Here is a 24522-nt window from a genome sequence, read left to right as displayed (position 1 = left end):
GCCCGGGTTGGTGTTGGTGTCGCGTGGGAGGACAGTGACGATGGGCAAGCTCGACAGCTGGAAGCGGACTGTCGTCTCCCGGATGCGGGGCGAACGGCGGGATGCGGGGGCCGGGTTCGTGGAGTACGCGGGCCTGATGATCATTATTGCGGGGATCTTCACGTTGATCGACCAGATCGGTCTGGACGGGTTGATCTCGGGCGCGATCCGGACCGCCGTCACCCAGGTGACCGGCGGTGGCTGAGCCGCTCTTTCCGCGGTGACCGAGGGCAGACACTCCCCATCTACATCTGGCTGACGGGGATTCTGCTCTTCGCCGCGTTGGCCTTCTTCGTGTTCGCTCAGGCAGCGTCCGCCCGCAATGGAGCTCAAACCGCGGCGGACGCTGCTGCGTTGGCGGCGGCCCAGGACGCCCGTGACGAGCTGAAGGACAAACTCGGGGCAGTCATCGGCCAGGACGACGACTGGCTCGACTGGCTCGACGGAGTGCAGTCCCCGGAGGGTACGGGGGCCACCGCCGCGGCCCAGCAGTTGGCCGCAGAGAACCGCTCGACCGTCCTAGGTGGTGCCCAACCCACCGAAGTGGACGGCCATCCCGGATACCGGGTCGACATCGAGACCACCTACACCGTCGGCGCGTCGATCATCCCCGGTACGGAGAACCAGCGGGCCAAGGCGCATGCAGTCGCCGTCATCCAGCCGCGCTGTGATTTCGATCCGGCTGCGGATCCCAAGAAGCCCGTCGAGCTGAACTGCGACGGCGAGACCCTGAACATCGACCCCGGAGATTTCGATCCGGTCGACCTTCCGGACGCGTCCGTGCTGTTCTCTGTGCATCTGGCCGAGTGAGAGGAAGCCGTACCGATGGACTTTCGGCACACCATGAAGGGCCGCAGGGCGCTGAGCGCGGTGGCGATCACGACTGGGTTGCTCCTCACGGTGGCCGGTTGCGGCGGGGGAGGTGACGGTAAGTCCGACAAGGGCTCGTCGTCCGCGTCAGCCTCCGCGACGAGCGGCGGCGGCGGTACGCCGTCAACGAAGGCGCCGGAGACGGCTCCGGCACTCGCCGAGGTGAAGGGCGGCGACATCACGCTCACCATCACGTCGGCAGTTCGTGACCAAGGTGATTTCGTGACCGTCAGCGGCAAGGTGACCAACGGGGGTGGCCAGTTCTGGATCGCTTCGAACTGGCGCGGTGACGAGCGCGAGTTGAGTGGTAACGGCGCCTCTATGGCCGGAGCGGCTCTGGTCGACAGCAAGGGCAAGAAGAAGTACCTGGTTCTCCGCGACACCCAGGGGCGATGCCTCTGCACGAAGTTCGACGGAGGTGGTGTCGAGGCCGGCCAATCGGCCGACTGGTTCGCCCAGTTCCCCGCTCCACCCACCGGCAGCGACAATGTCGATTTCCAGGTCGGCTCCATGCCCCCCGCCTCCATCCAGATCTCCGAGGGCGAGTAGCCATGGCCCTCCCGCCCCGCTCCGCCGCGACGACACTCACGGCCCTCGCCGTACTCGTCGCCCTCGGTCTCCCCGGACCGGCGTACGCCGACGGCACCGACCCCAGCGTGCCCCCGGGCAGCGTCACCACCTCGCCGCCTCCTTCGGTGGACGCCACCAGCCCCGGCCTCAAACTCGCCGACGGCGCCACCCTCGCCCCCGCCAAGGTGCTGGACATCAAGTCGGTGGTGGAGGACCTCGGTGGGGAGGAGCGGCGTGAGGACACCAACTCGGACGTGACGTTCGCGCTGCAGGCCGAAGTCCTCTTCCCCAAGGACAGTTCGAAACTGAATCCGGACGCCCGCGCCCGCATCGACGCGATCGCGGACGAGATCAAGGCCCAGAAGGCGACGACGGTCAGGGTCTTCGGGTTCACCGACAACCTCGGCTCGTACGCCCACGGCCTGACACTCTCCAAGAAGCGCGCGGAGATCGTCCACGACGAGTTGGCGGCGGCGCTCGGTTCGACGGACGTCACCTTCGAGGTGCGTGGCTACAGCGAGGACTACCCGATCGCGGACAACACCTCGGAACAGGGCCGCCGCAAGAACCGCCGCGTCGAGGTGACCTTCCCGCGCGGCGCGTCGAGCGGTACCTCGTCGGGGACCCAGAGCTGAGAGCGTGCTGTCATGAGAAAGATCGTGCTGATGATGTCGGTGTCCCTGGACGGGTACATCGAGGGACCGCACCGCGAGATCGACTGGCACCGGGTCGACGAGGAACTGCACCGGCACTTCAACGAGGAGATCAGCCGCTTCGGTGCTCTGCTGGACGGCCGGGTGACGCACGAGCTGATGGCCGCGTACTGGCCGACCGCCGACCAGGATCCCGCGAGCACTCCCCCCGAGGCCGAGTTCGCCGGGATCTGGCGGGACATCCCGAAGATCGTGTACTCACGGACGCTGGAGCGGGCCGACTGGAACACCACCGTGGTACGGGACGTCGTACCGGAGGAGGTCCGGGCGCTCAAGGAGCAGCCGGGCGGGGACCTGGGCCTGGGCGGCGCCGACCTCGCCGCCTCGTTCCTGCGGCACGACCTGGTCGACGAGTTCCGGATCTACGTCCACCCGGTGCTGATCGGCGGCGGAAAACCCCTGTTCCCGCAGGCGGACGCCCTGACCGCGCTCCGGCTCACCGGGACCCGCACCTTCGGCAACGGGGTCGTACTCCTGCGGTACGAGCGAGTGCCGGCGCGGTAAGTGTGAAGCATTGATGTGAGGTCTCTTTCGAGTGATCGACGCTCACGGCACCATTGCTACGGTAAGGACGTGGTAAGGGGGACGGCCGCTCATGGGCCGCTACCGGCTGCCGCAGCACAGGGATCACGGGGATCACGGGGATCACGGGGATCACGGGGACCGTAGGGATCGCGGGAGGGCACGGGTCGTATGGCCTGGGACGAGTGGGAGAAGCTGAAGGCCGACGCGGCCCGGCGGAGCACGACGCACATGCGGCTGAACCAGCTGCCCGCCGACCCGGGCGGTGGTGGCGGCGCCGATCTGGTGGTCAACCAGGACGACCTGGGCGCCGTGGGCCACGAAGCGTTCATCCTCTACGGAGAGCTCCACAAGAAGACGGACATCGCGGGGGCCGGCGCCGACAAGGCGGGCGCGGGCTCGACCATGCAGTCCGCCGCCGCCCTGAAATCCCACGGCTTCGAGATGGGTGGTGCCCTGGAGCTGACGGTCTCGGTGTGGACCTCCCAGGCCAAGTCGGTGCTCCAGGCGTGCGCGCACATCTCCAACCACCTCGACTTCAGCAAGAAGCTGCACGCGGAGCAGGACGCCGAGATCGCGGCCGTGCTCCAGGGCCGGGACGGCTCGGCGGAGTCGGTGTCCGAACTCGACAAGTACTTCAAGTAGGGGCGCCCGGATGGCACTCACGTTCACGGACCTCGTCGAGGTCGACCTGGGCAGGCTCGACACCGCCGTCACCGACTGGAAGAACACCGTCGACGGTCTGAAGACCCAGGCGGAGAACGCCCGCAAGGGCATGCAGGCCAAGTCCGACGCCGCCCGGTGGGCCGGGGTGAACGCCACCGTGACAAGGGAGTTCGTCGCCAAGACGACCAAGGAGATAGCCGACCTCCACACTGAGGCCAACAGCATCTACCAGGTCCTGGACGACGCCCACACGGAACTCGCGGCCCTCCAGAAGCAGATCAGGACCGCGGTCCAGACGGACGCCCCCGCTCTCGGCATCCGCGTGGAGGACATCGGCGACGGCAAGGTCCGCTGCTTCTTCCCGCACATCCGGGGCGACACGGACGAACGGACGCAGGAACAGCTCGACGCCAGGCAGGAGTTGGAGGGCCGTATCAACGGGCTCCTCGCCCACGCCTCGGAGATCGACGCCTCGGTGGCTCGCGCCCTGCGCAAGAGTCACGGCGGCGATGCGCACAACGCGGGGCACAGCGCGTACGAGTCCCTGAACGACGCCCAGGTCGAACGCGCGCTGGAACTCGCCCACAAGGGCGACAAGATGACCGACCAGGAACTGGCCGAACTCAACCGGCTGATCCGCTACAACGGGCGCGAGAAGGACGGCGAGTTCGCCACCGAGTTCTACGAGGGTCTCGGCGGGCCGGAGAAGACGCTGGAGTTCTACGCCGAGATGTCCATCGACGGGACCGGCGATGACGCGTCCAAGGTCCGGTTGGACGGCGTACGCGACCTCCAGAAGAACATGGGCTTCGCGCTGGCCAACGCCACCGACCCGGACACCGCACACCACCTGCCGGGCAGTTGGGGCGCCGACTTCCGCCGCCTCGGCACCCAGGAGATCGGCTGGGAAAAGGGCCAGTGGAACAAGCCGTACGGGTACCAGGTGCTCGGCGGACTCCTCCGGTACGGGAACTACGACGCCCGCTTCATCAACCCGATCGCGGAGCACATCACCCAGCTCCACAAGGAAGACCCCTACCGCTTCCTGAACAACAAGCCCATGGGCAGCGAGGACATCTACGGCTTCAATCCCTCCGGCAAGCTCGGCACCGGCAACGACCCGCTCAACAGCGTCCTGGAGGCGCTCGGCCACAGCCCGGAGGCCTCGGAGAAGTTCTTCACCGACCCGCCCACCGCGTACAACGAGGACGGCACGGTCAAGACGGGCGGCAAGGTCGACTTCAAGTCGTACCTGGACGTGTTCACCGACAAGGACTTCGAGTGGACCGTCGACACGAACGACACCAACATCCTGGCCGACGAGGACAAGACGAAGAAGGCGCTGGGCTACGGCCCGGAGGCCCTCGGCCACGCCCTCGAATCGGCGACGACCGGACGCCCGTACGACAGCGACGACACGGCGGACGCGATCCGGCACACTCCTGAGCGGGCCAAACTCGTCAATGACATCGTCGACAAGTTCGGCACGAACCCGGAACTGATCCGGCACAACGAGAACGGTGACGTCGACGGGGACTCAGGACCTCTCTACGCCCTGCGGGGCAGCCTGGGGGACATCACCGCGGAGTACATGGGCGACTTCCAGCGGGCCATGTACGAGGAGGGCGGCTCCAGCACGTTGTTCCCCACCTTTGGAGCCGAGGTGGGTCTCGATCCGGGCCACGCGCAGCGCTTCCTGGGCGAGGTGGGGCAGGACCCCGACGCCTATGCGGCCATCACCACGGCCCAGCAGGCCTACACGGCGGACGCGGTCGACCACGTGATCAACGGGGGCGGCTCCTCGGCCACTTCCATGGACGGTCAGTTGCGTGACGCGGTGGCGCCCGGCGCGGCCATCGCGGGCATCATGAGCGACTCCCGCGCGGACGCCATCTACGCCTACCACACGGCCTCCGACACCGACTTCAACGAGGCGGCGGCGGAGAAGCAGAAGTGGGTGGACCGAATCCTCGGCATGGGCATGGACAAGGCCGCCGAGCGCGTGCCGGTTCTCGGAGCTCCGCTGGGGTGGGCTTCCGAGGACATCCAGGAATCCATCATGAAGAGCATCGAGCAGGACACGACGACGGACGCGGAGCGAGAAGCGGGGGGCGAGTACTCCAACGGGCGCTCGCAGTCCATCCGCTCGGCCGAGGACGCGGTCTCGCGCGCGCTCGTCAACCATCAGGACATCAACCCGGACACCGCGGAAGCGCTCAAGCGCGCGGCTCGTACGGCTGCGGGCATCAGCCACTCGGACGGGGCCCAATGGAATTCGGAGAGTGACGCGAATTGACGCACGGATGGCGCGGGGTCTGTCTGTCGGTGGGCGCGATGACGATCGCGGTGGCCGGCTGCTCCGAGGAGCAGAAACGGGAGTACACGCTCCCGAAGAGTCTGTGCGGCGTCCCGGCCCCGTCGCAGGCTCTCTCCCGGCTGTTGCCGGCGGGCAAGCACCTGGCCCTCGACGAGGCCACCCCGGTGGCCGACGCGATCACGACGTGCAAGGCGACGGTCGACGGTGACCTGGTGCTCTCCCTGGAGCGGGAGAGCCGGGAGGCGGGTGCTTCGGCACGTGACATCGCGGTGAACCAACTCGGCGTCAAGCAGCCGATGTCCGCGGAACGGAACAGCGTCGCGTACGCGGACTGGGCCGCCGTGTCGGTGGTCGAGTGCCGTGGGGGAGGCACCGGCGACAAGGACATCTCCGTCGCCGTCAAGGTCCTCAAGCCGGGACACCGGGACGAGTCGGCGATGAAGGAGCTGATCGTGGAGTACACGTCCGCCTTCAAGAAGCAGCAGCCCTGCATGGAGACCCCATGACCACTCTCGGCGCGGTCCTCCGCCCCCAACTGCCCCCGGAACGCCTCCGTGACGTCGCCCGGCTCGCGGACGACGTGGGGCTGGAGGAGCTGTGGCTGTGGGAGGACTGTTTCCGGGAGGGCGGGATCTCGGCGGCAGCCGCCGCGCTCGCCTGGACGGAGCGCCTGCGCGTCGGGGTCGGCCTGCTTCCCGTACCCCTGCGCAACGTGGCGCTCGTCGCCATGGAGGCCGCCACCCTGGACCGGATGTTCCAGGGCCGGGCGGTGCTCGGTGTCGGGCACGGCGTGCAGGAGTGGATGGGGCAGGTCGGAGCGCGGCCCGAGTCGCCGCTGACCCTGCTGCGCGAGCATCTCGACGCGCTGCGCGCACTGCTCCGGGGCGAGCGCCTCACCACGCGCGGGCGGTACGTGACCCTGGACGACGTCGCCCTCGACTGGCCCCCGGCCGCCCCCGTGCCCGTCCTCGCCGGCGCCACCGGGCCGCGTACGCTGCGGCTCGCCGGGGAGGCGGCCGACGGCACCGTCCTCACCGCGTCGACCACGCCGGCCGGCGTACGGCGCGCACGCAGGCTCATCGACGAGGGACGCGCGTCCGCCGGCCGCAGCGACCCGCACCGGGTCGTCGTGTATCTCCTGACCGCCACCGGACCCGGCGCCGAAGCCCGACTCAAGGCCGAGTTCGCGTCGGAGGGCCTCGGCTCGGTCCCTGACCTCGGTGTCGCGGGAGAGGCGGGCGCCGTCGCCGAGGCCGTGGGGCGGCTCGTGGAGGCCGGGGCCGACGCGGTGATCCTCCAGCCGACGGGCGACGAACCGGATCCCGAGGGCTTCGTGCGGTTCGCGGCCGAGGAGGTGCGGGCGCTCGTTCCATAGGCCGAGCACACGACCAGCGGGCCGCAGGCCCGTCCTGCGGCAGGCCCGTTGTCAGTGCCGGGTGCCAGACTCGCGCGTATGACAACAGAGGTCAGCGTGCGGTTGCGGGACGTCGTGGAGGCCGACCTGGAGGCCTTCCTCGCGTACGAGCACGAGCCCGAGGCCCTGCGGCGTTCGAGGTTCACGCCACGGCCGCGGGACGCCTTCATGCGGCACTGGAAGGAGCGCATCCTCGGCGACGCGACCTGCCTGGTGCAGGCGGTCGTCGTGGACGAGGAGGTGGCGGGCAGCATCGTCGCCTGGTGGGAGGACGACCGGCGGTTCATCGGCTACTGGCTCGGCCGCCCGTACTGGGGCCGTGGCATCGGCGGCAGAGCCCTCGGCCTGTTCCTCGGCATCGAAAGGAACCGGCCCCTGTACGCCGACCCCTTCACCGAGAACACCGCGTCGGTCCGCCTGCTGGAGAAGCACGGCTTCCGGCACACCGGGACGGTGCGCCACGGCGCGGACGAACACGCCCTGCTCGTCCTCCCCGAGGAGCCCCGGCCGACTGCGGGGGACGCGTCGCCCGAGCACCTCTGACTGACGTCCGTGGCCGCCGGCGCGGGGGAACCGGTGTCCGTCTCAGTCCGGCCGGTGGCCCCCGGTGCTGCCGTCGATCAGCTCCCGCACGATGTCCATGTGCCCCGCGTGCCGGGCCGTCTCCTCGACCATGCGGATGAGGACCCAGCGCAGGGAGACCGTCGTGCCGTTCCACGACGTGCCCACGTCGTCGAGCGACAGCTCGGCGATCGTGCGGTCGGCGGCTGCGCGGGCGCGGCCGTAGAACTCCACGATCCGCGCCGTCGTCTCGCCCGGGCCCGCGCTCATGTCCTCCTCGGAGGCCGGGTCGAACCAGAGCGGCTCGGTCGCCCGCCCGAAGGTCGAGCAGAACCAGCCGTACTCGACGGACGCGAGGTGCTTCACCAGGCCCAGCAGGTTCGTGCCCGACGGCGTCATCGCCCGCCTGAGCCGCTCGTCGTCGAGCCCCTCGAGCTTCCAGAGCACGGCGTCCCGATGCCGGTCGAGACTCGCGTGCAGACTCTCCTTCTCGCCGCCCGTGTACGGCACTTGCCGGGTCCTGGTCTTCGTCGCCATACCCGGAACGTACCAGCGGCCACCGACACGGCCGGGCGGCGGAAAACGCCTCGCTTCCCCGGGCAGCCGTTGGGAGGATCGCCGTCATGACCGTTCCGCGTACCTTCGAAGCCCTCGTCGCCGAGGCCGCGTCCGCGTCCGTCGAGGGCTGGGACTTCTCCTGGTTCGAGGGCCGTGCCACCGAGCAGCGGCCCTCATGGGGGTACGCGCGGGCGATGGGGGAGCGGCTGGCGCGGGCCGCTGCCGCACTGGACATCCAGACCGGCGGCGGCGAAGTCCTCGCCTCCGCGCCGAAAATGCCCCCGGTCATGGTCGCCACCGAGGGCTGGCCCCCGAACGTGGCCAGGGCCACCGCCCTGCTCCGGCCACGCGGCGCCGTGGTCGTCGCCGCCCCCGAGGACGCGCCACTGCCCTTCGCCGACGGCGCCTTCGACCTGGTCACCAGCCGGCATCCCGTCAGCACCCACTGGGCCGAGATCGCCCGTGTCCTGAGCCCCGGCGGCACGTACTTCTCCCAGCAGGTCGGTCCCGCGAGCGTCTTCGAACTGGTCGAGCACTTCCTGGGGCCGCAGCCGGAGGCGGTCAGGGACGCCCGGCACCCCCACCGGGCCCGCGCCGCCGCGGAGGCCGCCGGGCTCGACGTCGTCGGCCTGCGTGCGGAGCGGCTGCGCGTCGAGTTCCTCGACATCGGAGCCGTGGTCCACTTCCTGCGCAAGGTGATCTGGATGGTCCCCGGCTTCACCGTCGAGCGGTACCGGCCCCAACTCCGCTCCCTGCACGAGCGGATCGAGGCGGAGGGACCGTTCGTCGCCCACAGCACCCGCTTCCTGGTCGAGGCGCGGAAGCCGGGGCCGCGGGAATGAGGGGCGCCGCGGTCGGCGCGGCCGTCCGGAGGGGCGGCTCGGCGAGACCCTCTGCACCACCCCGATCCGGGGGCGAACGGGATGATCGACACATGCCGGAACCGAATGACCGAAAACGCCCTGACGCGGGCCGTCATGTGCGAGATGTCGCTCCGGATGCCGGGCCGGCTCGCGGGGTTTCCGCATCGTTATCGAGGGCGGCTCGCCCTGCCTGATCGCCTCACGTAAGTTCAGACCAAGGTAATTCGCGTGAGCAAAGCCGCGCGTGTGTGGCACCGCGCGGTGGAGGGGGCTGCGCGGTGCCGCGTCCGCCCCTGACGCGGGGTCACCGGCCGTGCAGGGTGACCTGCGCCCCCCGCCGCACCCCCCACCGCTCCATCGCCCCGGCCTCCGCCTCCAGGACGTACCGGGAGCGCGGGCGGGGGAGCCCCAGCCGGCCCGGCCGCATCGTCCGCACCGCCAGGACCCGAAGTCTCCGGTCCAGGTACGCGACATCGATCGTGAACCGCATGCCCAGGGTGTGCACCGCGCTCGCCGGACCGAGCAGCAACGCCCCCTCGACCCCGTCCCGCCCGAGCAGGCCGCGGCGTCGGGCCCGCGCCGACTCGGCGACTTCCAGCGGCACGGGTTCGGGCGTCCGTTCGGTGGTGAACATGACCATGGCTGTGAAGTTAGCGCCGCCGTCAAGCGGGCGACGTGGACGCGCGTCACTCTCCCGGAGTACGCAGGGGCGGGAGGGCGCGCGGGGCGCCCGGGGACGCGGGCCCCGTGGATCGCCCTGATTCCCTGTGGATTCCTCCGAATACCGCGCGATTCCCTTTGAATCCGTTGTGATTCGGCCAAGATCACGCCCTGAATGAGGGATTCCGCGCTCACCGTGGCGTCGTCGGACGGTTTCGGAGAGTAGTTGTGGCACGCCGATGCACGCAGCATCACTTACGAAGGGTTATGGTGGAAACCCCCCCTCGGGCCGGTCCGTCTCCCCCCCACGGACCGGCCCGTTTTTTGTGCCCCGACACGGCGGCCCGCCGGACCGGCGTCTGCGCCCCCGTGCGCCCCCCTGACCTCGGGGGCACGCGTCCGGTGACTCAGTGCCGTCCGGCCCAGATGTTCGTCCCCGGCGTCGACACCGCGAAGGTGTCGATCTCCTTCAGTTCCTCGTCCGTGAGCGTCGGACCGGCCAGCGCCGCCACGTTCTCCTCCAGCTGCGCCACGCTGGACGCGCCGATGAGGGCGGAGGTCATCCGCTCGTCGCGCAGCACCCAGGTGAGCGCGAGCTGGGCGAGGGACTGGCCGCGGCGGGCCGCGATGGCGTTCAGCCCCTTCAGCCGGCGCAGCACCTCGTCGCTCAGCAGCTGCGGGTCCAGCGACTTCCCCTGCGTGGCCCGCGAGCCCTCCGGGATGCCCTGGAGGTACTTGCCCGTCAGCAGGCCCTGCGCGAGCGGCACGAAGGAGATGCAGCCCATGCCGGCCGCCTCCAGCGTGTCGAGCAGGTCGTCGTCCTCGGTCCAGCGGTTGATCATCGAGTACGAGGGCTGGTGGATGAGCGGCCGTACACCCATGGAGGTGAGGATCCGGGCGGCTTCCGCGGTCTGCTCGCTGCTGTACGAGGACACGCCGACGTACAGCGCCTTGCCCTGCTGGACGGCGGACGCGAGTGCGCCCATCGTCTCCTCCAGCGGGGTGTCCGGATCGAAGCGGTGCGAGTAGAAGATGTCCACGTAGTCGACGCCCATCCGCTGCAGCGAGGCGTCCAGGGAGGACAGCAGGTACTTGCGGGAGCCCCACTCGCCGTACGGGCCGGGGTGCATCAGGTATCCGGCCTTGGTGGAGAGCACCAGCTCGTCCCGGTACGGCGCGAAGTCCTGCTTCAGGAGCTTGCCGAAGTTGAGCTCCGCCGAGCCGGGCGGCGGACCGTAGTTGTTCGCCAGGTCGAAGTGCGTCACCCCGAGGTCGAAGGCGCGCCGCAGGATCGCGCGCTGCGAGTCGAGCGAGCGGTCGTCGCCGAAGTTGTGCCAGAGGCCGAGCGAGACGGCCGGCAGCTTGAGGCCGCTGTGTCCCGTGCGCCGGTATTCCATCGAGTCGTACCGCTCCGTCGAGGCGCGGTAAAGAGGCAGGTCGTTCATGGGTACGAACCTATGCCAGGGCGGCGGCACCCGTCGGAGGAGGCCCGCCAGGGGCCCGGGGGTGGGCTTCGGCGGGACAGGGCCGGGGGTAGGCTTCGCCCCCGGGGACCGCCATCGTGACAGGGGTTGTGCCGAGCGAGGCCGCTCGGGCGCGCCGGTCCGATCCGCACGGAGGGGCTGACAACACGTGAACCTGCGGGACAACCTGCGCCGTCTGCTGCTCAGGTTCTATACACGCAGGGTGGAGGGCCACCTCGACCACGACCAGGTGCCCAAGCACATCGGGGTCATCATGGACGGCAACCGGCGCTGGGCGAAGGCGGCCGGAAGCACCGCCGCCCAGGGTCACCGGGCCGGAGCCGACAAGATCGAGGAGTTCCTCGGCTGGTGCTCGGAGACGGATGTCGAGGTCGTCACGCTCTGGCTGCTGTCGACCGACAACTTCGACCGCCCCGCGGACGAGCTCGTCCCGCTGCTGGGCATCATCGAGGGCGTCGTGCGCACCCTGGCCGCCGACGGCCGCTGGCGCGTGCACCACGTCGGCACGCCCGACCTGCTGCCGTCCCCGATGCAGACGGCCCTCAAGGAGGCCGAGGAGGCCACCGCGCACGTCGACGGGATACTCGTCAACGTCGCCATCGGCTACGGCGGCCGCCAGGAGATCGCCGACGCGGTCCGCTCGATGCTCCTCGACGCCGCGGACAAGGGCGCCTCGCTCGCCGACGTGGCCGACTCCGTCGACATCGACCTCATCGGCAAGCACCTGTACACGAGCGCCCAGCCCGATCCGGACCTGGTGATCCGTACCAGCGGCGAACAGCGTCTGTCCGGATTCATGCTCTGGCAGACCGCCCATTCGGAGTACTACTTCTGCGAAGTCTTCTGGCCCGCCTTCCGCAAGGTCGATTTCCTGCGCGCCCTGCGTGACTACGCGGCGCGACACCGCCGCTACGGCGGCTGATCCACGGGGTCGTCCGGGGCGCCGCGAGGGACATACGTCATCCGGAGTTAACGAACGCGTGGTCACATGCTCTTGCATGGCCATGCGCGTTCGAGGGCATAAGCCATGCAGGTCGACGCCCGAACCACGGGTGTCGTATCTCAGCGGACGGCACGGGGCCGTCCGCCCGGGAGGCCCTTTGCACCAGCCCGACCGTGCGGTCACAGCACGGACGAAGTGGAGGGCCGGTCCCCGGCCCGCGCAGCGCGGCCGTCGACCGGTCCAGATCTCCTTCGTCGCTCCCCGACCTCATCCGAGGGGGTACGTCCTTCCGTGGTGACCAGCACAAAGCGCCGTATGCCAGACCGGCGCACCTATGTTCTCGACACCAGCGTCCTGCTGGCCGATCCCAATGCCCTGAGCCGCTTCGACGAGCACGAGGTAGTGCTGCCGATCGTCGTGGTCACGGAGCTGGAGGCCAAGAGGCACCATCCCGAGCTCGGCTACTTCGCCCGGCAGGCCCTCCGCCTGCTCGACGAGTTCCGGGTGCGGTTCGGCCGCCTCGACGCCCCCATCCCGATCGGGGAACTGGGCGGGACCGTACGTGTCGAGCTCAACCACTCGGACCCCAGCGTCCTGCCCAGCGGGTACCGCCTGGGGGACAACGACTCCCGCATCCTCGCGGTCGCCCGCAACCTGCAGGCCGAGGGGTACGACGTCACTGTCGTATCGAAGGATCTGCCGCTCAGGATCAAGGCCTCGTCCGTCGGTCTCCTCGCCGAGGAGTACCGCGCGGAACTGGCCATCACGGGCTCCTCCGGCTGGACCGGAATGTCCGAACTGACCCTGTCGGGCGAGCAGGTGGACCTCCTCTTCGAGGAGGGACACGTCTACGTCCCCGAGGCGTCCGACCTTCCGGTGCACACCGGTCTGACGATCCAGTCGGAGCGTGGCAAGGCCCTCGGCCGCGTCACGTCCGAGGGCAACGTCCGCCTGGTGCGCGGCGATCGGGAGGCGTTCGGCATCAAGGGCCGCAGCGCCGAGCAGCGCATCGCGCTCGATCTGCTGCTCGATCCGGACATCGGGATCCTGTCGATGGGCGGCCGGGCCGGCACCGGCAAGTCCGCGCTCGCGCTCTGCGCGGGCCTGGAGGCCGTCCTGGAGCGGCGCCAGCACCAGAAGGTGATGGTCTTCCGGCCGCTGTACGCGGTGGGCGGGCAGGAGCTCGGCTATCTGCCCGGTTCCGAGTCCGAGAAGATGAGCCCCTGGGCGCAGGCGGTGTTCGACACCCTGTCGGCGGTCACCTCGCGGGAGGTCATCGAGGAGGTCACCGCGCGCGGCATGCTGGAGGTCCTGCCGCTCACGCACATCCGCGGCCGCTCGCTGCACGACGCCTTCGTGATCGTGGACGAGGCACAGTCGCTGGAACGGAACGTGCTGCTGACCGTTCTGTCCCGGATCGGCGCCAATTCACGGGTGGTTCTCACCCATGACGTGGCACAACGGGACAACCTGCGCGTCGGCCGGTACGACGGAGTGGTCGCCGTCGTCGAGAAGTTGAAGGGCCACCCGCTCTTCGCGCACGTGACGCTGAACCGTTCCGAGCGGTCCCAGATCGCGGCGCTCGTGACCGAAATGCTGGAGGACGGACAGATCTGACCCCACCTGGCACCGCCTGCCCCCTCCTGACCGCACTTGGTCAAAGGGTGGCGGATACACGGTAGTTGGCGCCGTCCGGCAGAAGGCGAAGAGCCTAGCCGGGCGGCGTCTTCGTGCGCGCTTGTTTCCGAAAAACCGCTGGGGCAAACGGGGTGTGAGCTTTCACACGCAACTGGGAATTGCCTCGACGCGTCCGGTTGCGGCAGAGTCTCAGTCCTGTCAGGCCCCGCATACGACACACCTGTACCCCCAGCGGTACGGAACAACAGGAACCTCAGAACTCCATAGAGCCGTCGTATGCCGCCCGCGCACCATGCGGCGCTCCCCGAGAGGGAGTTGCCCACCGGGCCCGTGCCTCCCGTGACCATGCAGTGCGGAGGCCAGCGCCAGGGGCAAGATTGCGTCCGCGAGGGTCACCTAAGCGGGCGATGCTGGAAGGAAACCGTGTGAGCCGGATTTCGGTCCGGGGATTCGCAGTGGCTTCGGCCACCGCAGTCACCGCCGTCGGTGCCGTTACCGGTGTTGCCTCGGGCAGCACTGGACAGCCGTCGAACGACGCCGAGGCAACGGCGAGCGACTCGACCCTCCTCGCGGACATACCTGCGGGCCAGCAGGCCCAGGTGCAGACCGCGTCCCTGACGCAGCAGGCCGACGCACAGGCCATCGCCGCGGACGCGAGCGCCAAGAAGGACGCGGAGGAGGCCGCCCGCTTGCAGGCGGCCAAGGACGCGGTCGCCAAGCAGAAGGCTGCCGAAAAGGCCGAGAAGGACGCCAAGGAGCGCGAGGCCGCGAAGAAGGCGGCCAGCCGCTCCGCGACGCGCGACGCCTCCACCTTCTCGGTCCAGGCCTCGTACACCACCGCGCAGATCCAGGCGATGGCGTCCTCGATGGTCCCGAGCGGGCAGTTCCAGTGCTTCAGCAACATCGTGGACCACGAGTCCAGCTGGAACTACCGGGCGGTCAACGCCTCCTCCGGTGCCTACGGTCTCTTCCAGGCCCTGCCCGGCTCCAAGATGTCGTCCGTCGGTTCCGACTGGCAGACCAACCCGGCCACCCAGATCAAGTGGGGCCTCAACTACATGGACAGCCGCTACGGCAGCCCGTGCGAGGCCTGGTCGTTCTGGCAGGCCAACCACTGGTACTGAGCCCCGCGCCGCACTCCGGCCGCTCAACCTTCCGAAGCCCCTCCCCGTCCTAGGGTGAGGGGCTTCGGCCATGTACGGTCGGAGCCGACGACTCCAGGGGGGAGTGGTGGGCCGGAGCGGGGGAAGAGGACCGATCATGTCGCGAGTGCCAGGGTGGCTCGGCCGGCTCGGCGCCGGACTGACCGAGCTCGGGGAGCGGTTGGACGAACGCCGCGCCGAGGTGGAGAAGGAGTCCTCGGGCGCGCTCGACGTCGACGACGCCTTCGGCACCGGAGCCGTACGGGACGCCGGGGACTTCTCCGGTGCGTACGGGAGGCGGGACGACGGCGCCGACCCGGACGACCCGGACCGCGCGCGTACGTCCGCACCGGACTCCGCCGGTCCGCCCTCGCCCGCTCCCGGGTCCCAGCACGCGGTGCCGGTACCGACCTCGGCTCCCGTCGCCCAGGCGTACGAAGGAGCGGCGCGCCCCGATCCCTCGATGGCCGTGCCGTGGGGCGTACGCGTCGCGGCCGAGGCAGGCTGGCGGCTGCTGGTCCTCGCGGGCACCCTGTGGGTACTGATGCGCGTCATCAGCGCCGTACAACTGGTCGTCCTCGCGTTCGTCGCCGCGCTGCTCATCACCGCGCTGCTCCAGCCGGCGGTGGCGCGCCTGAAGCGGATCGGGTTCCCGAGGGGGCTCGCCACCGCGCTGACCGCGATCCTCGGCTTCGTCATCATGGGGCTGGTCGGCTGGTTCGTGGTCTGGCAGGTCCAGGAGAACATCGACAACCTCTCGGACCAGATCCAGGACGGCATCGACGAGTTGCGCAAGTGGCTCCTCAACAGCCCGTTCCACGTGACGGACAAACAGATCAACGAGATCGCCAAGAACCTGCGGGACGCGATCGGCGCGAACACCGACCAGATCACGTCGGCGGGGCTCGAAGGGGTCACGGTCATCGTGGAGGCGCTGACCGGCATCCTCCTCACGATGTTCTCGACGCTCTTCCTGCTCTACGACGGCAAGCGGATCTGGGAGTGGACGCTGAAGCTGGTGCCGGCGGCGGCGCGGCCCGGGGTGGCGGGAGCGGGGCCGCGAGCGTGGCGGACCCTGACGGCCTATGTGCGCGGCACGGTGATAGTGGCCCTCATCGACGCCATCTTCATCGGCCTCGGAATCTACTTCCTCGACGTGCCGATGGCCGTCCCGCTGGCGGTCTTCATCTTCCTCTTCGCGTTCATTCCACTGGTCGGCGCGGTGGTGTCCGGGGCGCTGGCGGTCGTGGTCGCGGTGGTGACACAAGGGGTGTTCACCGCCCTGATGACGCTGCTCGTGGTGCTCGCCGTGCAGCAGATCGAGGGCCACATCCTGCAGCCGTTCATTCTGGGGCGGGCGGTAAGGGTGCATCCGCTGGCGGTGGTGCTGTCCGTCGCCGCGGGTGGATTGGTCGCGGGGATCGGGGGGGCCGTGGTGGCGGTGCCGCTGGTGGCGGTCACCAACACGGTGGTCGGATATCTGCGGTCGTATGCGCGGGAGCCGGGGCAGCGGCATGCGCCGGAGCCGCGCGGGGCGACGGCGTCGGAGCCGCGCGGGGCGACGGCGTCGGAGCCCTCCCGGGACTGACCCCGGGTTCTCTCGCCCCCGCCGCCCCTACCCGACCCGTCCCCGAGGCTCCGCCCCGGACCCGTCCAGGGGCGCTGCGCCCCCTGGACCCCCGCCATCGCCCGAAGGGCTCGTCCTCAAACGCCGGACGGGCTGAGGATGCGGGCCCGGGCTGCAGAATTTCAGCCCGTCCGGCGATTGAGGACAAGGCTGTTCAGGCCGAACGGGGGTCTGGGGGCGGAGAACAAATACGGAAGGCCCCGTTCACCGATGTGGTGAACGGGGCCTTCCGTAGGGGCTACTGCGCGAGGACGGCCTCGGCGTCCAGCGTCGTCCCGACCGCCTGAATCACCGCAGCGATCTTGAACGCCTCCTGGATCGTCTCCCGGTCGACGCCCGCCTTGCGGAGCACCTGCTCGTGCGAGTCGAGGCACTGCCCGCACCCGTTGACCGCGGAGACGGCCAGCGACCACAGTTCGAAGTCGACCTTCTCGACACCGGGGTTGCCGATGACGTTCATCCGCAGTCCGGCCCGCAGGGTGCCGTACTCGGGGTCCGACAGCAGATGCCGCGTGCGGTAGAAGACGTTGTTCATCGCCATGACCGCGGCGGCGGACTTGGCGGCCGTGTACGCCTCCGGCGACAGGTTCGCCTTCGCCTCCGGCTCCAGCTCACGCAGCACCCGCGGCGAACGGGACGCGATCGCGCACGCCAGCACCGTCCCCCACAACTGCTGCTGCGGAAGATCGGAGTTGCCGATGACCGAGCCGAGGTTGAGGCGCAGGTCCTTCGCGTAGTCCGGTACGGCGGACTTCAGTTCATCGAGGGCCATGGAGGGTCACTCACCCGCCAGGAGCGCCACCGGGTCGAGGGTGTTCTCGCCCTTGGTCCAGTTGCACGGGCACAGCTCGTCCGTCTGGAGAGCGTCCAGGACCCGCAGGACCTCCTTGGGGTTACGGCCGACGGAGCCGGCGGTCACCATGGAGAACTGGATCTCGTTGTTCTGGTCGACGATGAACACGGCACGCTTGGCGAAGCCGTCCTCACCCTCGATGCCGAGGTCCCGCATGAGCTCGTGCTTCGAGTCGGCCATCATCGGGAAGGGCAGGTCACGCAGATCGTCGTGGTCCTTGCGCCAGGCGTGGTGCACGAACTCGGAGTCGCCGGAGAAGCCGAGCACCTGGGCGTCGCGGTCGGCGAACTCGTCGTTCAGCTTGCCGAAGGCGGCGATCTCGGTCGGGCACACGAAGGTGAAGTCCTTGGGCCACGCGAAGATGACCTTCCACTGACCCTCGTAGGTCTTGTGGTCGATCTGCTGGAACTCCGCGCCCTTCTCCAGCGAGACACAGGCGGTCAGATCGAACTCGGGGAACTTGTCACCGACAGTGAGCACGCGCTCTCCTTGCAGCGAGGGAACGCCCCTTTTGAGGACCTTTCCCTTGGGTTGGACGCTGCCGATCGTGGCACACGCTGCATTGATTAGTGAAATTGGTACACTCTGTCGTGTTGATTGGATGCAACTATCAGTGACGATGAGTGAGAGGCGGCCGCCATGGTGAGCCCTGTCGGCGGCCGAGCGAGCGCCAAAGGCACCGGAGTTCCGAAGGGGAACGGCCGCCGCCAGCCCACCCTCGCCCAGCTGCGCGCCTTCGCCGCCGTGGCCGAGCATCTGCACTTCCGGGACGCCGCCGCGGCGATCGGCATGAGCCAGCCCGCACTGTCGGGCTCGGTCTCCGCCCTGGAGGAGACGCTCGGGGTGACCCTGCTGGAGCGTACGACCCGCAAGGTGCTGCTCTCTCCCGCGGGCGAGCGTCTCGCCGTACGCGCCAAGGCCGTACTGGACGAGGTCGGCGCGCTCATGGAGGAGGCCGAGGCTGTCCGGGCGCCCTTCACCGGGGCCCTGCGGCTGGGCGTCATCCCGACCGTCGCGCCCTACCTCCTGCCCACGGTCCTCGGGCTGATCCACGACCGCTACCCGGACCTCGACCTCCAGGTCCACGAGGAACAGACGGCCAACCTGCTGGAGGGGCTGGCGGTCGGGCGGCTCGATCTGCTGCTTCTCGCCGTGCCGCTCGGCATGCCCGGCGTCGTCGAACTCCCGCTGTTCGACGAGGACTTCGTGCTCGTGACACCGCTGGACCACGAGCTGGGCGGGCGGCAGGGGATCGCGCGCGAAGCCCTGCGCGAGCTCAACCTGCTGCTGCTCGACGAGGGGCACTGCCTGCGGGACCAGGCCCTCGACATCTGCCGGGAGGCGGGGCGCGCGGACGCCCCCGTCACCACCACCGCCGCGGGGCTGTCCACCCTGGTCCAGCTCGTCGCCGGAGGGCTCGGGGTGACCCTGCTGCCGCGAACGGCCGTCAGGGTCGAGACGACCCGCAGCGACCAGCTCCTCACCGGGTACTTCGCGGACCCCGCGCCGACCCGGCGGATCGCGCTGGTGATGCGCACGGGGGCGGCGCGGGGGGCGGAGTACGAGGAACTGGCCGCGGCCCTGCGCGAGGCGCTGCGACCGCTGCCGGTAAGGGTGTTGGGCCAAAACGCCTGAACGCCTGAACGCCTGAACGCCAGAACGCGCAAACGCCTAACGCCCTAACGCCCTAACGCGCCAACGCCCGAACGTCATGACGGTCCCCGCCCGGACAGGGCGGGGACCGTTCCGTACGGCTATTCCGTTCGAAGGCCGTCCGGTCTCATCAGACGCAGCAGCGCCGGCAGGCTGAGGGCGGTCACCAGCAGGACGACTCCCGCACCGATGCCGGTCATCGACAGCAGGCTCGACCAGTCCACGTGCACCGAGACGCCCGTCATCTTCTGCAGGACCCCGCCCAGGGTCAGACCGACCACCGACGCGAGCACGAGACCCAGCGCGATGGGGATCGCGGTCTGCCACAGCACCGACAGGCTCAGCGTGCGGCGCCGGGTGCCGAAGGCGACCAGGACGGAGAGCAGTTTCTTGCGCTCGCGCAGCTGTTCCAGCTGGGAGATCAGCAGGCTCGCGCCGATCAGGAACAGGACGCAGGTGGCGCCGACGGACAGGCCGGTGCGGATGGACGTGTAGCGGTTGTCCTGCTCGGTCGACGCCCATGTCCAGGCGTGGGCCAGCGGGCTGAGCTTCGCCGTGGCGTTGCGAACGAGGTCGTAGACGTCCGGCGCCGACTGGTCGATCTGCAGGTAGACGTTGCCCTCGACCGCCTCCATGCCCCGCGAGGGCAGTGCGCTCGGAGTGAACAGGATGCCGCCGGTCAGACCGTTCGTCGCGTCGGCGCGGACCTTGGCTTCCTTGATGTCCTTCGGCACGGTCCAGGCGACCTGCCTGCCCACGAAGCTCTGGTCGTAGGAGGGGTCGAGGTAGAGGGTCCGGCCGGGTTCGCCGAGCTTCAGCGCGTCCGGGTCGGCGTCGGCGCCCTTGATCAGGAAGACGTCGCCGTCCCGGCATGTCGGCAGCGTGGCCACCTCGCGCAGCGAGGCGCAGTTGCCGACGGTCATGGACGTGGTCGCGCCCGGATCCCGCTTCTTGTCACCCAGGGAACCGGAGCCGATCGCGGCGACCTGCCGTACGCCCGCGGTCCGCGCGTACTGCTCGCGGGCATGGTCGAGCGGGACGTCGTACGGCAGGCGGACCTGCATCTGAGCCCGCTGGACGTCGTTCGTCGAATCCTTGGTGTAGTCGCCCTCGACCCCGGCGAACAGCATTTGCAGGGCGATGGCGCCGGCCACCGCGACCGCGATGCCGTTGACCATGCGGGCCGCCGTTCCGGTGCTCAACTGGAGTCTGCGGATGGCGAGTTGCCAGGACACCGAGCCGGAGCCGAGCCGGGTGACCACCGCTTCGACGATCCAGGGCAGCAACGCCGTGACGCCGATCAGGAGCAGCAGGACGCCGCCGATCACCAGGTACTGGTTGAAGTTCCCGTTGCTGTCGCCCTTGCCGATCATCGGGTAGAGCATCGCGAGTCCGGCGATGGGCAACAGCAGCCGCCACCACAGCCGGCGCCGTGCGGGTTTGGCCGCACGCACCACACCGAGCGGCTCGATGACGACCCCGCGCAGCGCGAGCAGGGTGACGACGACCGCGGCCGCGGGCACCGCGACGGCGACCAGGGCGGCCAGTGCGGGCGTGGGGTTCAGATAGCTCGGGAACACGCTCTTGCCGAAGATCTCCACGGACCCGGCCAGTTGACGGGCCAGCAGGAAGAAGACCGTGCCGAAGGCGAGCCCGAGGACGGCGCCGGCGAGGGCCTCGCCCGCGGCGATCCGCCGGGTCATCCGGCTGTCGGACCCGACCAGGCGCAGTGCCGCGAGCCGCCGGTCGCGCCGCTCGCCGCCGAAGCGTACGGCCGCGGCGATGAAGACACCGACCGGGAGCAGCAGCACCACGAAGACGACGATGATCAGCAGGACGAGTACCGGGTCCAGGCTGTCGGGCGGTCCGAGGGGCTGCCCGAAGTGCTCGATACGGGTCACCCGGGAGCCGTCGATCCTCGGGGCGAGGTCGTCGGCGCCCGCGTAGAAGGCGAGTTCGTTCGCGCCGACGAGACCGGGCTCCCCGATCGTTCCGATGACGCGGTACGGCAGCCGTTCGCGCAGCAGTTTCCCGTCGCCGGACTTCAGCAGGTCCGCCAGTGCGGGGGACACCACCATCTCACCCAGTGCCGGGTTCTTTTTCACCCCCGGCGGCACGGGCGCCCGGGACCCCTCGGGCTGCACCTCGCGGCCGCGGATGTCCTTGTCGCGGTAGGTGTCGTCGACGGACGCGACGAGCAGGGTCCGGTCGGACGCCTTGGGGATGCCCACATCGCTGAACGTGATGTCCGTACGGGCCTTCTCGCGGTCGCTGCGCGCCTGGAGCGCACTCGGTATCGCCGTGGTGAGCAACAGCAGTGCCACGCCGAGCCCGACCCCGACGGCCGTGAGGACCGCGCGGGTCCAGCCCTCACGTCCGCCGGTGAAGGCGAACCTGGCGCCCATGGCCAGGTCCCTGGACCACTGGCGCACGTTCATATGACGCGCTCCATGTCACGGGACTTGCCGTCGCGTACGACGATCTCGCGGTCCGAGTAGGCGGCCACCCGCGCTTCGTGCGTGACGAGGACGACGGCGGCGTTGGTGGAGCGGGCGGCCTCGGTGAGCAGTTCCATCACGCGCTCGCCGTTGAGCGAGTCGAGTGCGCCGGTCGGCTCGTCGGCGAACAGCACGCGCGGGCTGGTGACCAGGGAGCGGGCCACGGCCACGCGCTGGCCCTGACCGCCGGAGACCTCGCCGGGCCGCTTGGACCTGAGGTCGTCGACCTCCAGGCGTTCCATCCAGGTCAGGGCGGTGCGCTCGGCCTCCTTGCGGCCGGTGCCGTTGAGGCGCAGCGGAAGGGCGACGTTCTCGACGCAGGTCAGTTCGGGTACGAGCTGGCCGAACTGGAAGACGAAGCCGAACTCGCTGCGGCGCAGGGCGCTGCGCTGCGCGTCGTTCATGGTGGCCATCTCGCGTCCGGCGTACATGATCGAGCCGGAGTCGGGCGGCACGATGCCGGCGAGGCAGTGCAGCAGGGTGGACTTGCCGGAGCCGGAGGGGCCCATCACGGCGACGACCTCGCCGGGGTGGATGGAGAACTCGGCGCCGTCCAGGGCGGTGGTGGGGCCGTAGCTCTTACGGAGTTCCGACGCGGTCAGCAGGGAGCCGGAGGGGGCGTTCATCGGGTCGTCACCGCCTCGCGGAGTTTGTCGAGGCGGGCGGCGGTGAGCTCCAGCCACCGCAGGTCGGCCTCGAGGTGGAAGAGTGCGTGGTCGCAGATCAGCTGGTCGGCGAGGTCGCCCCGGCGCTTGCGGTCGGTGAGGATGCGCATCATGCGCAGGTGTTCCGAGCGCTGGGTGTCGAGGATGTCGGCCGCGTCGCGGCCGGTGAGGAGGGCGAGGACGATCTTGGTGTAGAGGGTCGACTGGAGGTACGGCTCGGGCTTCTCGGGCGTGGCGAGCCACTGCTGTACGTCGGTGATGCCGGCGTCGGTGATCGCGTACCGCTTGCGTTCGGGTCCGCCGCCCGCCTCTATCCCGTCGACCTCCACGAGGCCGTTCTTCAGCAGTCGCGACATCGTCGAGTAGACCTGGCCGTAGTGCAGCGGCCGGTCGTGACCGAACTTCTCGTCGAAGGCCCGCTTGAGGTCGTAGCCGTGGCGGGGCCCGGACTCCAGGAGTCCCAGGAGGGTGTGACCGATGGACATGCGGAGCACTCTACACACGGGGTATACACCGTGCGTATACATGCTGCGCATAGGCCATGGCAGGGAGCGATGGTGTCCAGGTCAGCGGCCATTGTCACGGTTCTGTCACCGGGGCCGCCCGTCCCCTGGGGGCTGCCGCCCCCAGACCCCCGCTTCGGCCTGAACGGCCTCGTCCTCAAACGCCGGACGGGCTGGAGAAGCGGGCCCGCGCTGGAGACGGGCCCGCACTGAAGGCGCCGGCGCGGCGGGTGTTTTTAGGGGCGCGGGGAACTGCGCGACCAGCCCCCGTCCACCCGCGCCCGAAGAACTCGCCGCCCGGGGTCGCGGGGCGAAGCCCCGAGGGGCGGGCCGGGAAGGGCTACGGGTCCCGCTGGTCGGGGGCCGGCGGACGCCCCCGCCGCGGCATCGGTCCCGTGCCCCCCGGCAGTCGCCCCGCCTCGGACAACGCCCTGCGCAGCAGGAACTCGATCTGCGCGTTGGCGGAACGCAGTTCGTCACCCGCCCAGCGGGCCAGCGCCTCGTACACGAGCGGATCCAGCCGCAACAGCACCTGCTTGCGCTGCTGCGGCGGCCGCCGCTGGGCCCCCGCCTCCCCGGATGGCTCCGTCACTGGTAGAGGGACCCCGCGTTCAGGACCGGCTGCGGAGCCCGGTCACCGCACAGCACCACCATCAGGTTCGACACCATCGCCGCCTTCCGCTCCGAGTCCAGCTCGACGATGTCCCGCTCGGTGATCCGGGCGAGCGCCGCCTCGACCATCCCGACCGCACCGTCGACGATCTGCCGCCGTGCCGCCACGACCGCCCCCGCCTGCTGGCGCTGGAGCATCGCGGAGGCGATCTCGGGAGCGTACGCGAGATGCGTGAAGCGCGACTCGATGATGGAGACGCCGGCCGCGTCCACCCGCGCGCGCAGTTCGACGGCGAGCTTCTCGGTGATCTCCTCCGCGTTGCCGCGCAGGGAGAGCCCCTCCTCGTCGTGGGCGTCGTAGGGGTACTCGATCGCGATGTGCCGGACGGCCGCCTCGGTCTGGGTGGCGACGAACTCCAGGAAGTCGTCGACCTCGAAGCTGGCCTGTGCGGTGTCCTCGACCCGCCAGACCACGACCGCGGCGAGCTCGATCGGGTTGCCGTAGGCGTCGTTGACCTTGAGGACCGCGGTCTCGTGGTTGCGTACCCGGGTCGAGATCTTCACCCGGGAGGTGAAGGGGTTCACCCAGCGCAGGCCGTCCTGACGGATCGTCCCCCGGTACCGCCCGAAGAGCTGCACGACCCGGGCCTCGCCCGGCGCCACCGTGTTCAGCCCGCACATCGCGATGAACGCGGCGAGGCCGACCAGGATGCCGGCGACGATCAGCGCCGCCTTGCCCCCGGCCGCGGTGACGGCCGTGGCGCCCACGATCATCGCGGCTCCGAGCAGCAGTCCGACCAGCCCGAGCAGCAGCGCGAGTCCGCCCCCGATGCTGTGCGCGGCGAACTCCCGCACCCGCGGGGCCGGTATCGGCGGCACGTCGGCGACGGGTGTGGGGCCGGCGGTGGAGCCGTGGCCGGAATGGTTCGCGGAGTCGTGTGCGGACATGGTGAGCCCCCGTCTCGTATGGCTTAGCGTTAGTCTAGCTAAGTGATATCACTTTACCCCGCACGGCAACCTTCCACTCCTCTCGTACGTCGGTTCTGGTGGGGCTGATGCGCATTGCGTGCTGATTGTCACGTCCGTGGAAGTGTCGATCGGCGGGACTTTGTCCCAGCACGTGGTGTTAGTTTGCTGAGCTGACCTCAGCG

Annotated in this window: 26 protein-coding genes; 16 read left to right on the top strand and 10 right to left on the bottom strand. The window is 69.7% G+C overall.

Annotation, left to right across the window (positions count from 1 at the left end; all coding sequences use genetic code 11):
- Positions 1 to 40 precede the first annotated feature (40 nt).
- From OG199_RS16855 to OG199_RS16810, 10 genes are all read left to right on the top strand, one after another.
- Positions 41 to 244 (top strand): hypothetical protein, encoded by a 204-nt coding sequence (locus OG199_RS16855; protein ID WP_401799323.1) that lies wholly within the window; start codon positions 41 to 43, stop codon positions 242 to 244.
- Entirely contained in the window at positions 241 to 849 is a 609-nt protein-coding gene (locus tag OG199_RS16850; protein WP_405834567.1) for a pilus assembly protein TadG-related protein, read from the top strand. Before OG199_RS16855 ends, OG199_RS16850 begins: the two co-directional genes overlap by 4 nt.
- Before the next feature lie 15 nt (positions 850 to 864).
- Positions 865 to 1458, top strand: coding sequence for a hypothetical protein (locus OG199_RS16845; protein WP_401799325.1), 594 nt, complete (start codon positions 865 to 867; stop codon positions 1456 to 1458).
- 2 nt (positions 1459 to 1460) lie between these two features.
- Complete coding sequence (locus OG199_RS16840) at positions 1461 to 2114, top strand: OmpA family protein (RefSeq protein ID WP_329290109.1); 654 nt, start codon at positions 1461 to 1463, stop codon at positions 2112 to 2114.
- A gap of 12 nt (positions 2115 to 2126) precedes the next feature.
- Positions 2127 to 2696 (top strand): dihydrofolate reductase family protein, encoded by a 570-nt coding sequence (locus OG199_RS16835; RefSeq protein WP_405830106.1) that lies wholly within the window; start codon positions 2127 to 2129, stop codon positions 2694 to 2696.
- Positions 2697 to 2885: 189 nt separating this feature from the next.
- Complete coding sequence (locus OG199_RS16830) at positions 2886 to 3359, top strand: hypothetical protein (RefSeq protein ID WP_356799745.1); 474 nt, start codon at positions 2886 to 2888, stop codon at positions 3357 to 3359.
- Positions 3360 to 3369: 10 nt separating this feature from the next.
- Positions 3370 to 5676, top strand: coding sequence for a hypothetical protein (locus tag OG199_RS16825; protein ID WP_356799743.1), 2307 nt, complete (start codon positions 3370 to 3372; stop codon positions 5674 to 5676).
- On the top strand, positions 5673 to 6203 hold the full coding sequence (locus OG199_RS16820) for a hypothetical protein (protein ID WP_405830104.1): 531 nt from the start codon (positions 5673 to 5675) through the stop codon (positions 6201 to 6203). Before OG199_RS16825 ends, OG199_RS16820 begins: the two co-directional genes overlap by 4 nt.
- Positions 6200 to 7072 (top strand): LLM class flavin-dependent oxidoreductase, encoded by an 873-nt coding sequence (locus OG199_RS16815; RefSeq protein WP_405830102.1) that lies wholly within the window; start codon positions 6200 to 6202, stop codon positions 7070 to 7072. Before OG199_RS16820 ends, OG199_RS16815 begins: the two co-directional genes overlap by 4 nt.
- Positions 7073 to 7150: 78 nt before the next feature.
- Complete coding sequence (locus OG199_RS16810) at positions 7151 to 7654, top strand: GNAT family N-acetyltransferase (protein WP_401799337.1); 504 nt, start codon at positions 7151 to 7153, stop codon at positions 7652 to 7654.
- A gap of 42 nt (positions 7655 to 7696) precedes the next feature.
- Here the strand turns inward: OG199_RS16810 and OG199_RS16805 are convergent, their stop codons facing one another.
- Positions 7697 to 8209, bottom strand: coding sequence for a DinB family protein (locus OG199_RS16805; RefSeq protein ID WP_401799339.1), 513 nt, complete (start codon positions 8207 to 8209; stop codon positions 7697 to 7699).
- A gap of 86 nt (positions 8210 to 8295) precedes the next feature.
- Between OG199_RS16805 and OG199_RS16800 the strand changes: the two genes are divergently transcribed.
- Complete coding sequence (locus OG199_RS16800) at positions 8296 to 9072, top strand: class I SAM-dependent methyltransferase (protein ID WP_405830100.1); 777 nt, start codon at positions 8296 to 8298, stop codon at positions 9070 to 9072.
- A gap of 325 nt (positions 9073 to 9397) precedes the next feature.
- Here the strand turns inward: OG199_RS16800 and OG199_RS16795 are convergent, their stop codons facing one another.
- Together OG199_RS16795 and mgrA are read right to left on the bottom strand one after the other, a co-directional pair.
- Positions 9398 to 9733: a DUF192 domain-containing protein gene (locus tag OG199_RS16795; RefSeq protein WP_356799731.1), complete on the bottom strand. Its 336-nt coding sequence runs from the start codon at positions 9731 to 9733 to the stop codon at positions 9398 to 9400.
- Between the two features lie 427 nt (positions 9734 to 10160).
- Positions 10161 to 11198 carry an L-glyceraldehyde 3-phosphate reductase gene (gene mgrA, locus OG199_RS16790; protein ID WP_405830098.1) on the bottom strand — a complete coding sequence of 346 codons (1038 nt, stop codon included), beginning with the start codon at positions 11196 to 11198 and terminating at the stop codon, positions 10161 to 10163.
- 187 nt (positions 11199 to 11385) lie between these two features.
- On the opposite strand from mgrA, the gene OG199_RS16785 reads away from it, so the two are divergent.
- The 4 genes from OG199_RS16785 (at position 11386) to OG199_RS16770 (ending at position 16548) form a co-directional block, all read left to right on the top strand.
- On the top strand, positions 11386 to 12159 hold the full coding sequence (locus OG199_RS16785; RefSeq protein ID WP_266701122.1) for an isoprenyl transferase: 774 nt from the start codon (positions 11386 to 11388) through the stop codon (positions 12157 to 12159).
- 312 nt (positions 12160 to 12471) lie between these two features.
- Positions 12472 to 13797, top strand: a complete 1326-nt coding sequence (locus tag OG199_RS16780; RefSeq protein ID WP_168530006.1) for a PhoH family protein — start codon at positions 12472 to 12474, stop codon at positions 13795 to 13797.
- A gap of 428 nt (positions 13798 to 14225) precedes the next feature.
- A complete protein-coding gene (locus OG199_RS16775; protein WP_266701123.1) occupies positions 14226 to 14942 on the top strand; it encodes a transglycosylase SLT domain-containing protein in 717 nt (238 codons plus the stop codon).
- Positions 14943 to 15078: 136 nt separating this feature from the next.
- A complete protein-coding gene (locus OG199_RS16770) occupies positions 15079 to 16548 on the top strand; it encodes an AI-2E family transporter (protein ID WP_405830097.1) in 1470 nt (489 codons plus the stop codon).
- 277 nt (positions 16549 to 16825) lie between these two features.
- Here OG199_RS16770 and OG199_RS16765 read toward each other — a convergent pair whose 3' ends face one another.
- Both OG199_RS16765 and OG199_RS16760 read right to left on the bottom strand, forming a co-directional pair.
- Positions 16826 to 17359, bottom strand: a complete 534-nt coding sequence (locus OG199_RS16765) for an alkyl hydroperoxide reductase (protein ID WP_356799725.1) — start codon at positions 17357 to 17359, stop codon at positions 16826 to 16828.
- Between the two features lie 6 nt (positions 17360 to 17365).
- Positions 17366 to 17920, bottom strand: a complete 555-nt coding sequence (locus OG199_RS16760; RefSeq protein ID WP_351715807.1) for a peroxiredoxin — start codon at positions 17918 to 17920, stop codon at positions 17366 to 17368.
- Between the two features lie 159 nt (positions 17921 to 18079).
- Here OG199_RS16760 and OG199_RS16755 point away from each other — a divergent pair, with 159 nt between their 5' ends.
- Positions 18080 to 19075 (top strand): LysR substrate-binding domain-containing protein, encoded by a 996-nt coding sequence (locus tag OG199_RS16755; protein WP_356799723.1) that lies wholly within the window; start codon positions 18080 to 18082, stop codon positions 19073 to 19075.
- 119 nt (positions 19076 to 19194) lie between these two features.
- Here OG199_RS16755 and OG199_RS16750 read toward each other — a convergent pair whose 3' ends face one another.
- From OG199_RS16750 to OG199_RS16730, 5 genes are all read right to left on the bottom strand, one after another.
- Complete coding sequence (locus OG199_RS16750) at positions 19195 to 21531, bottom strand: ABC transporter permease (protein ID WP_405830094.1); 2337 nt, start codon at positions 21529 to 21531, stop codon at positions 19195 to 19197.
- Entirely contained in the window at positions 21528 to 22217 is a 690-nt protein-coding gene (locus OG199_RS16745) for an ABC transporter ATP-binding protein (RefSeq protein WP_356799719.1), read from the bottom strand. Before OG199_RS16745 ends, OG199_RS16750 begins: the two co-directional genes overlap by 4 nt.
- A complete protein-coding gene (locus OG199_RS16740; RefSeq protein WP_266701130.1) occupies positions 22214 to 22741 on the bottom strand; it encodes a PadR family transcriptional regulator in 528 nt (175 codons plus the stop codon). The genes OG199_RS16745 and OG199_RS16740 overlap by 4 nt, the downstream gene beginning before the upstream one ends.
- 358 nt (positions 22742 to 23099) lie before the next feature.
- Positions 23100 to 23351 carry a hypothetical protein gene (locus OG199_RS16735; RefSeq protein ID WP_356809512.1) on the bottom strand — a complete coding sequence of 84 codons (252 nt, stop codon included), beginning with the start codon at positions 23349 to 23351 and terminating at the stop codon, positions 23100 to 23102.
- Positions 23348 to 24319, bottom strand: a complete 972-nt coding sequence (locus OG199_RS16730) for an SPFH domain-containing protein (protein WP_356809513.1) — start codon at positions 24317 to 24319, stop codon at positions 23348 to 23350. Before OG199_RS16730 ends, OG199_RS16735 begins: the two co-directional genes overlap by 4 nt.
- Positions 24320 to 24522 lie beyond the last annotated feature (203 nt).

This window comes from Streptomyces sp. NBC_01176, from assembly GCF_045039825.1.
In the GTDB taxonomy this organism is placed as follows: Bacteria; Actinomycetota; Actinomycetes; order Streptomycetales; family Streptomycetaceae; genus Streptomyces.
The sequence above is the reverse complement of the archived record's forward strand: the minus strand, read 5'-3'. Positions and strand labels throughout refer to the sequence as shown.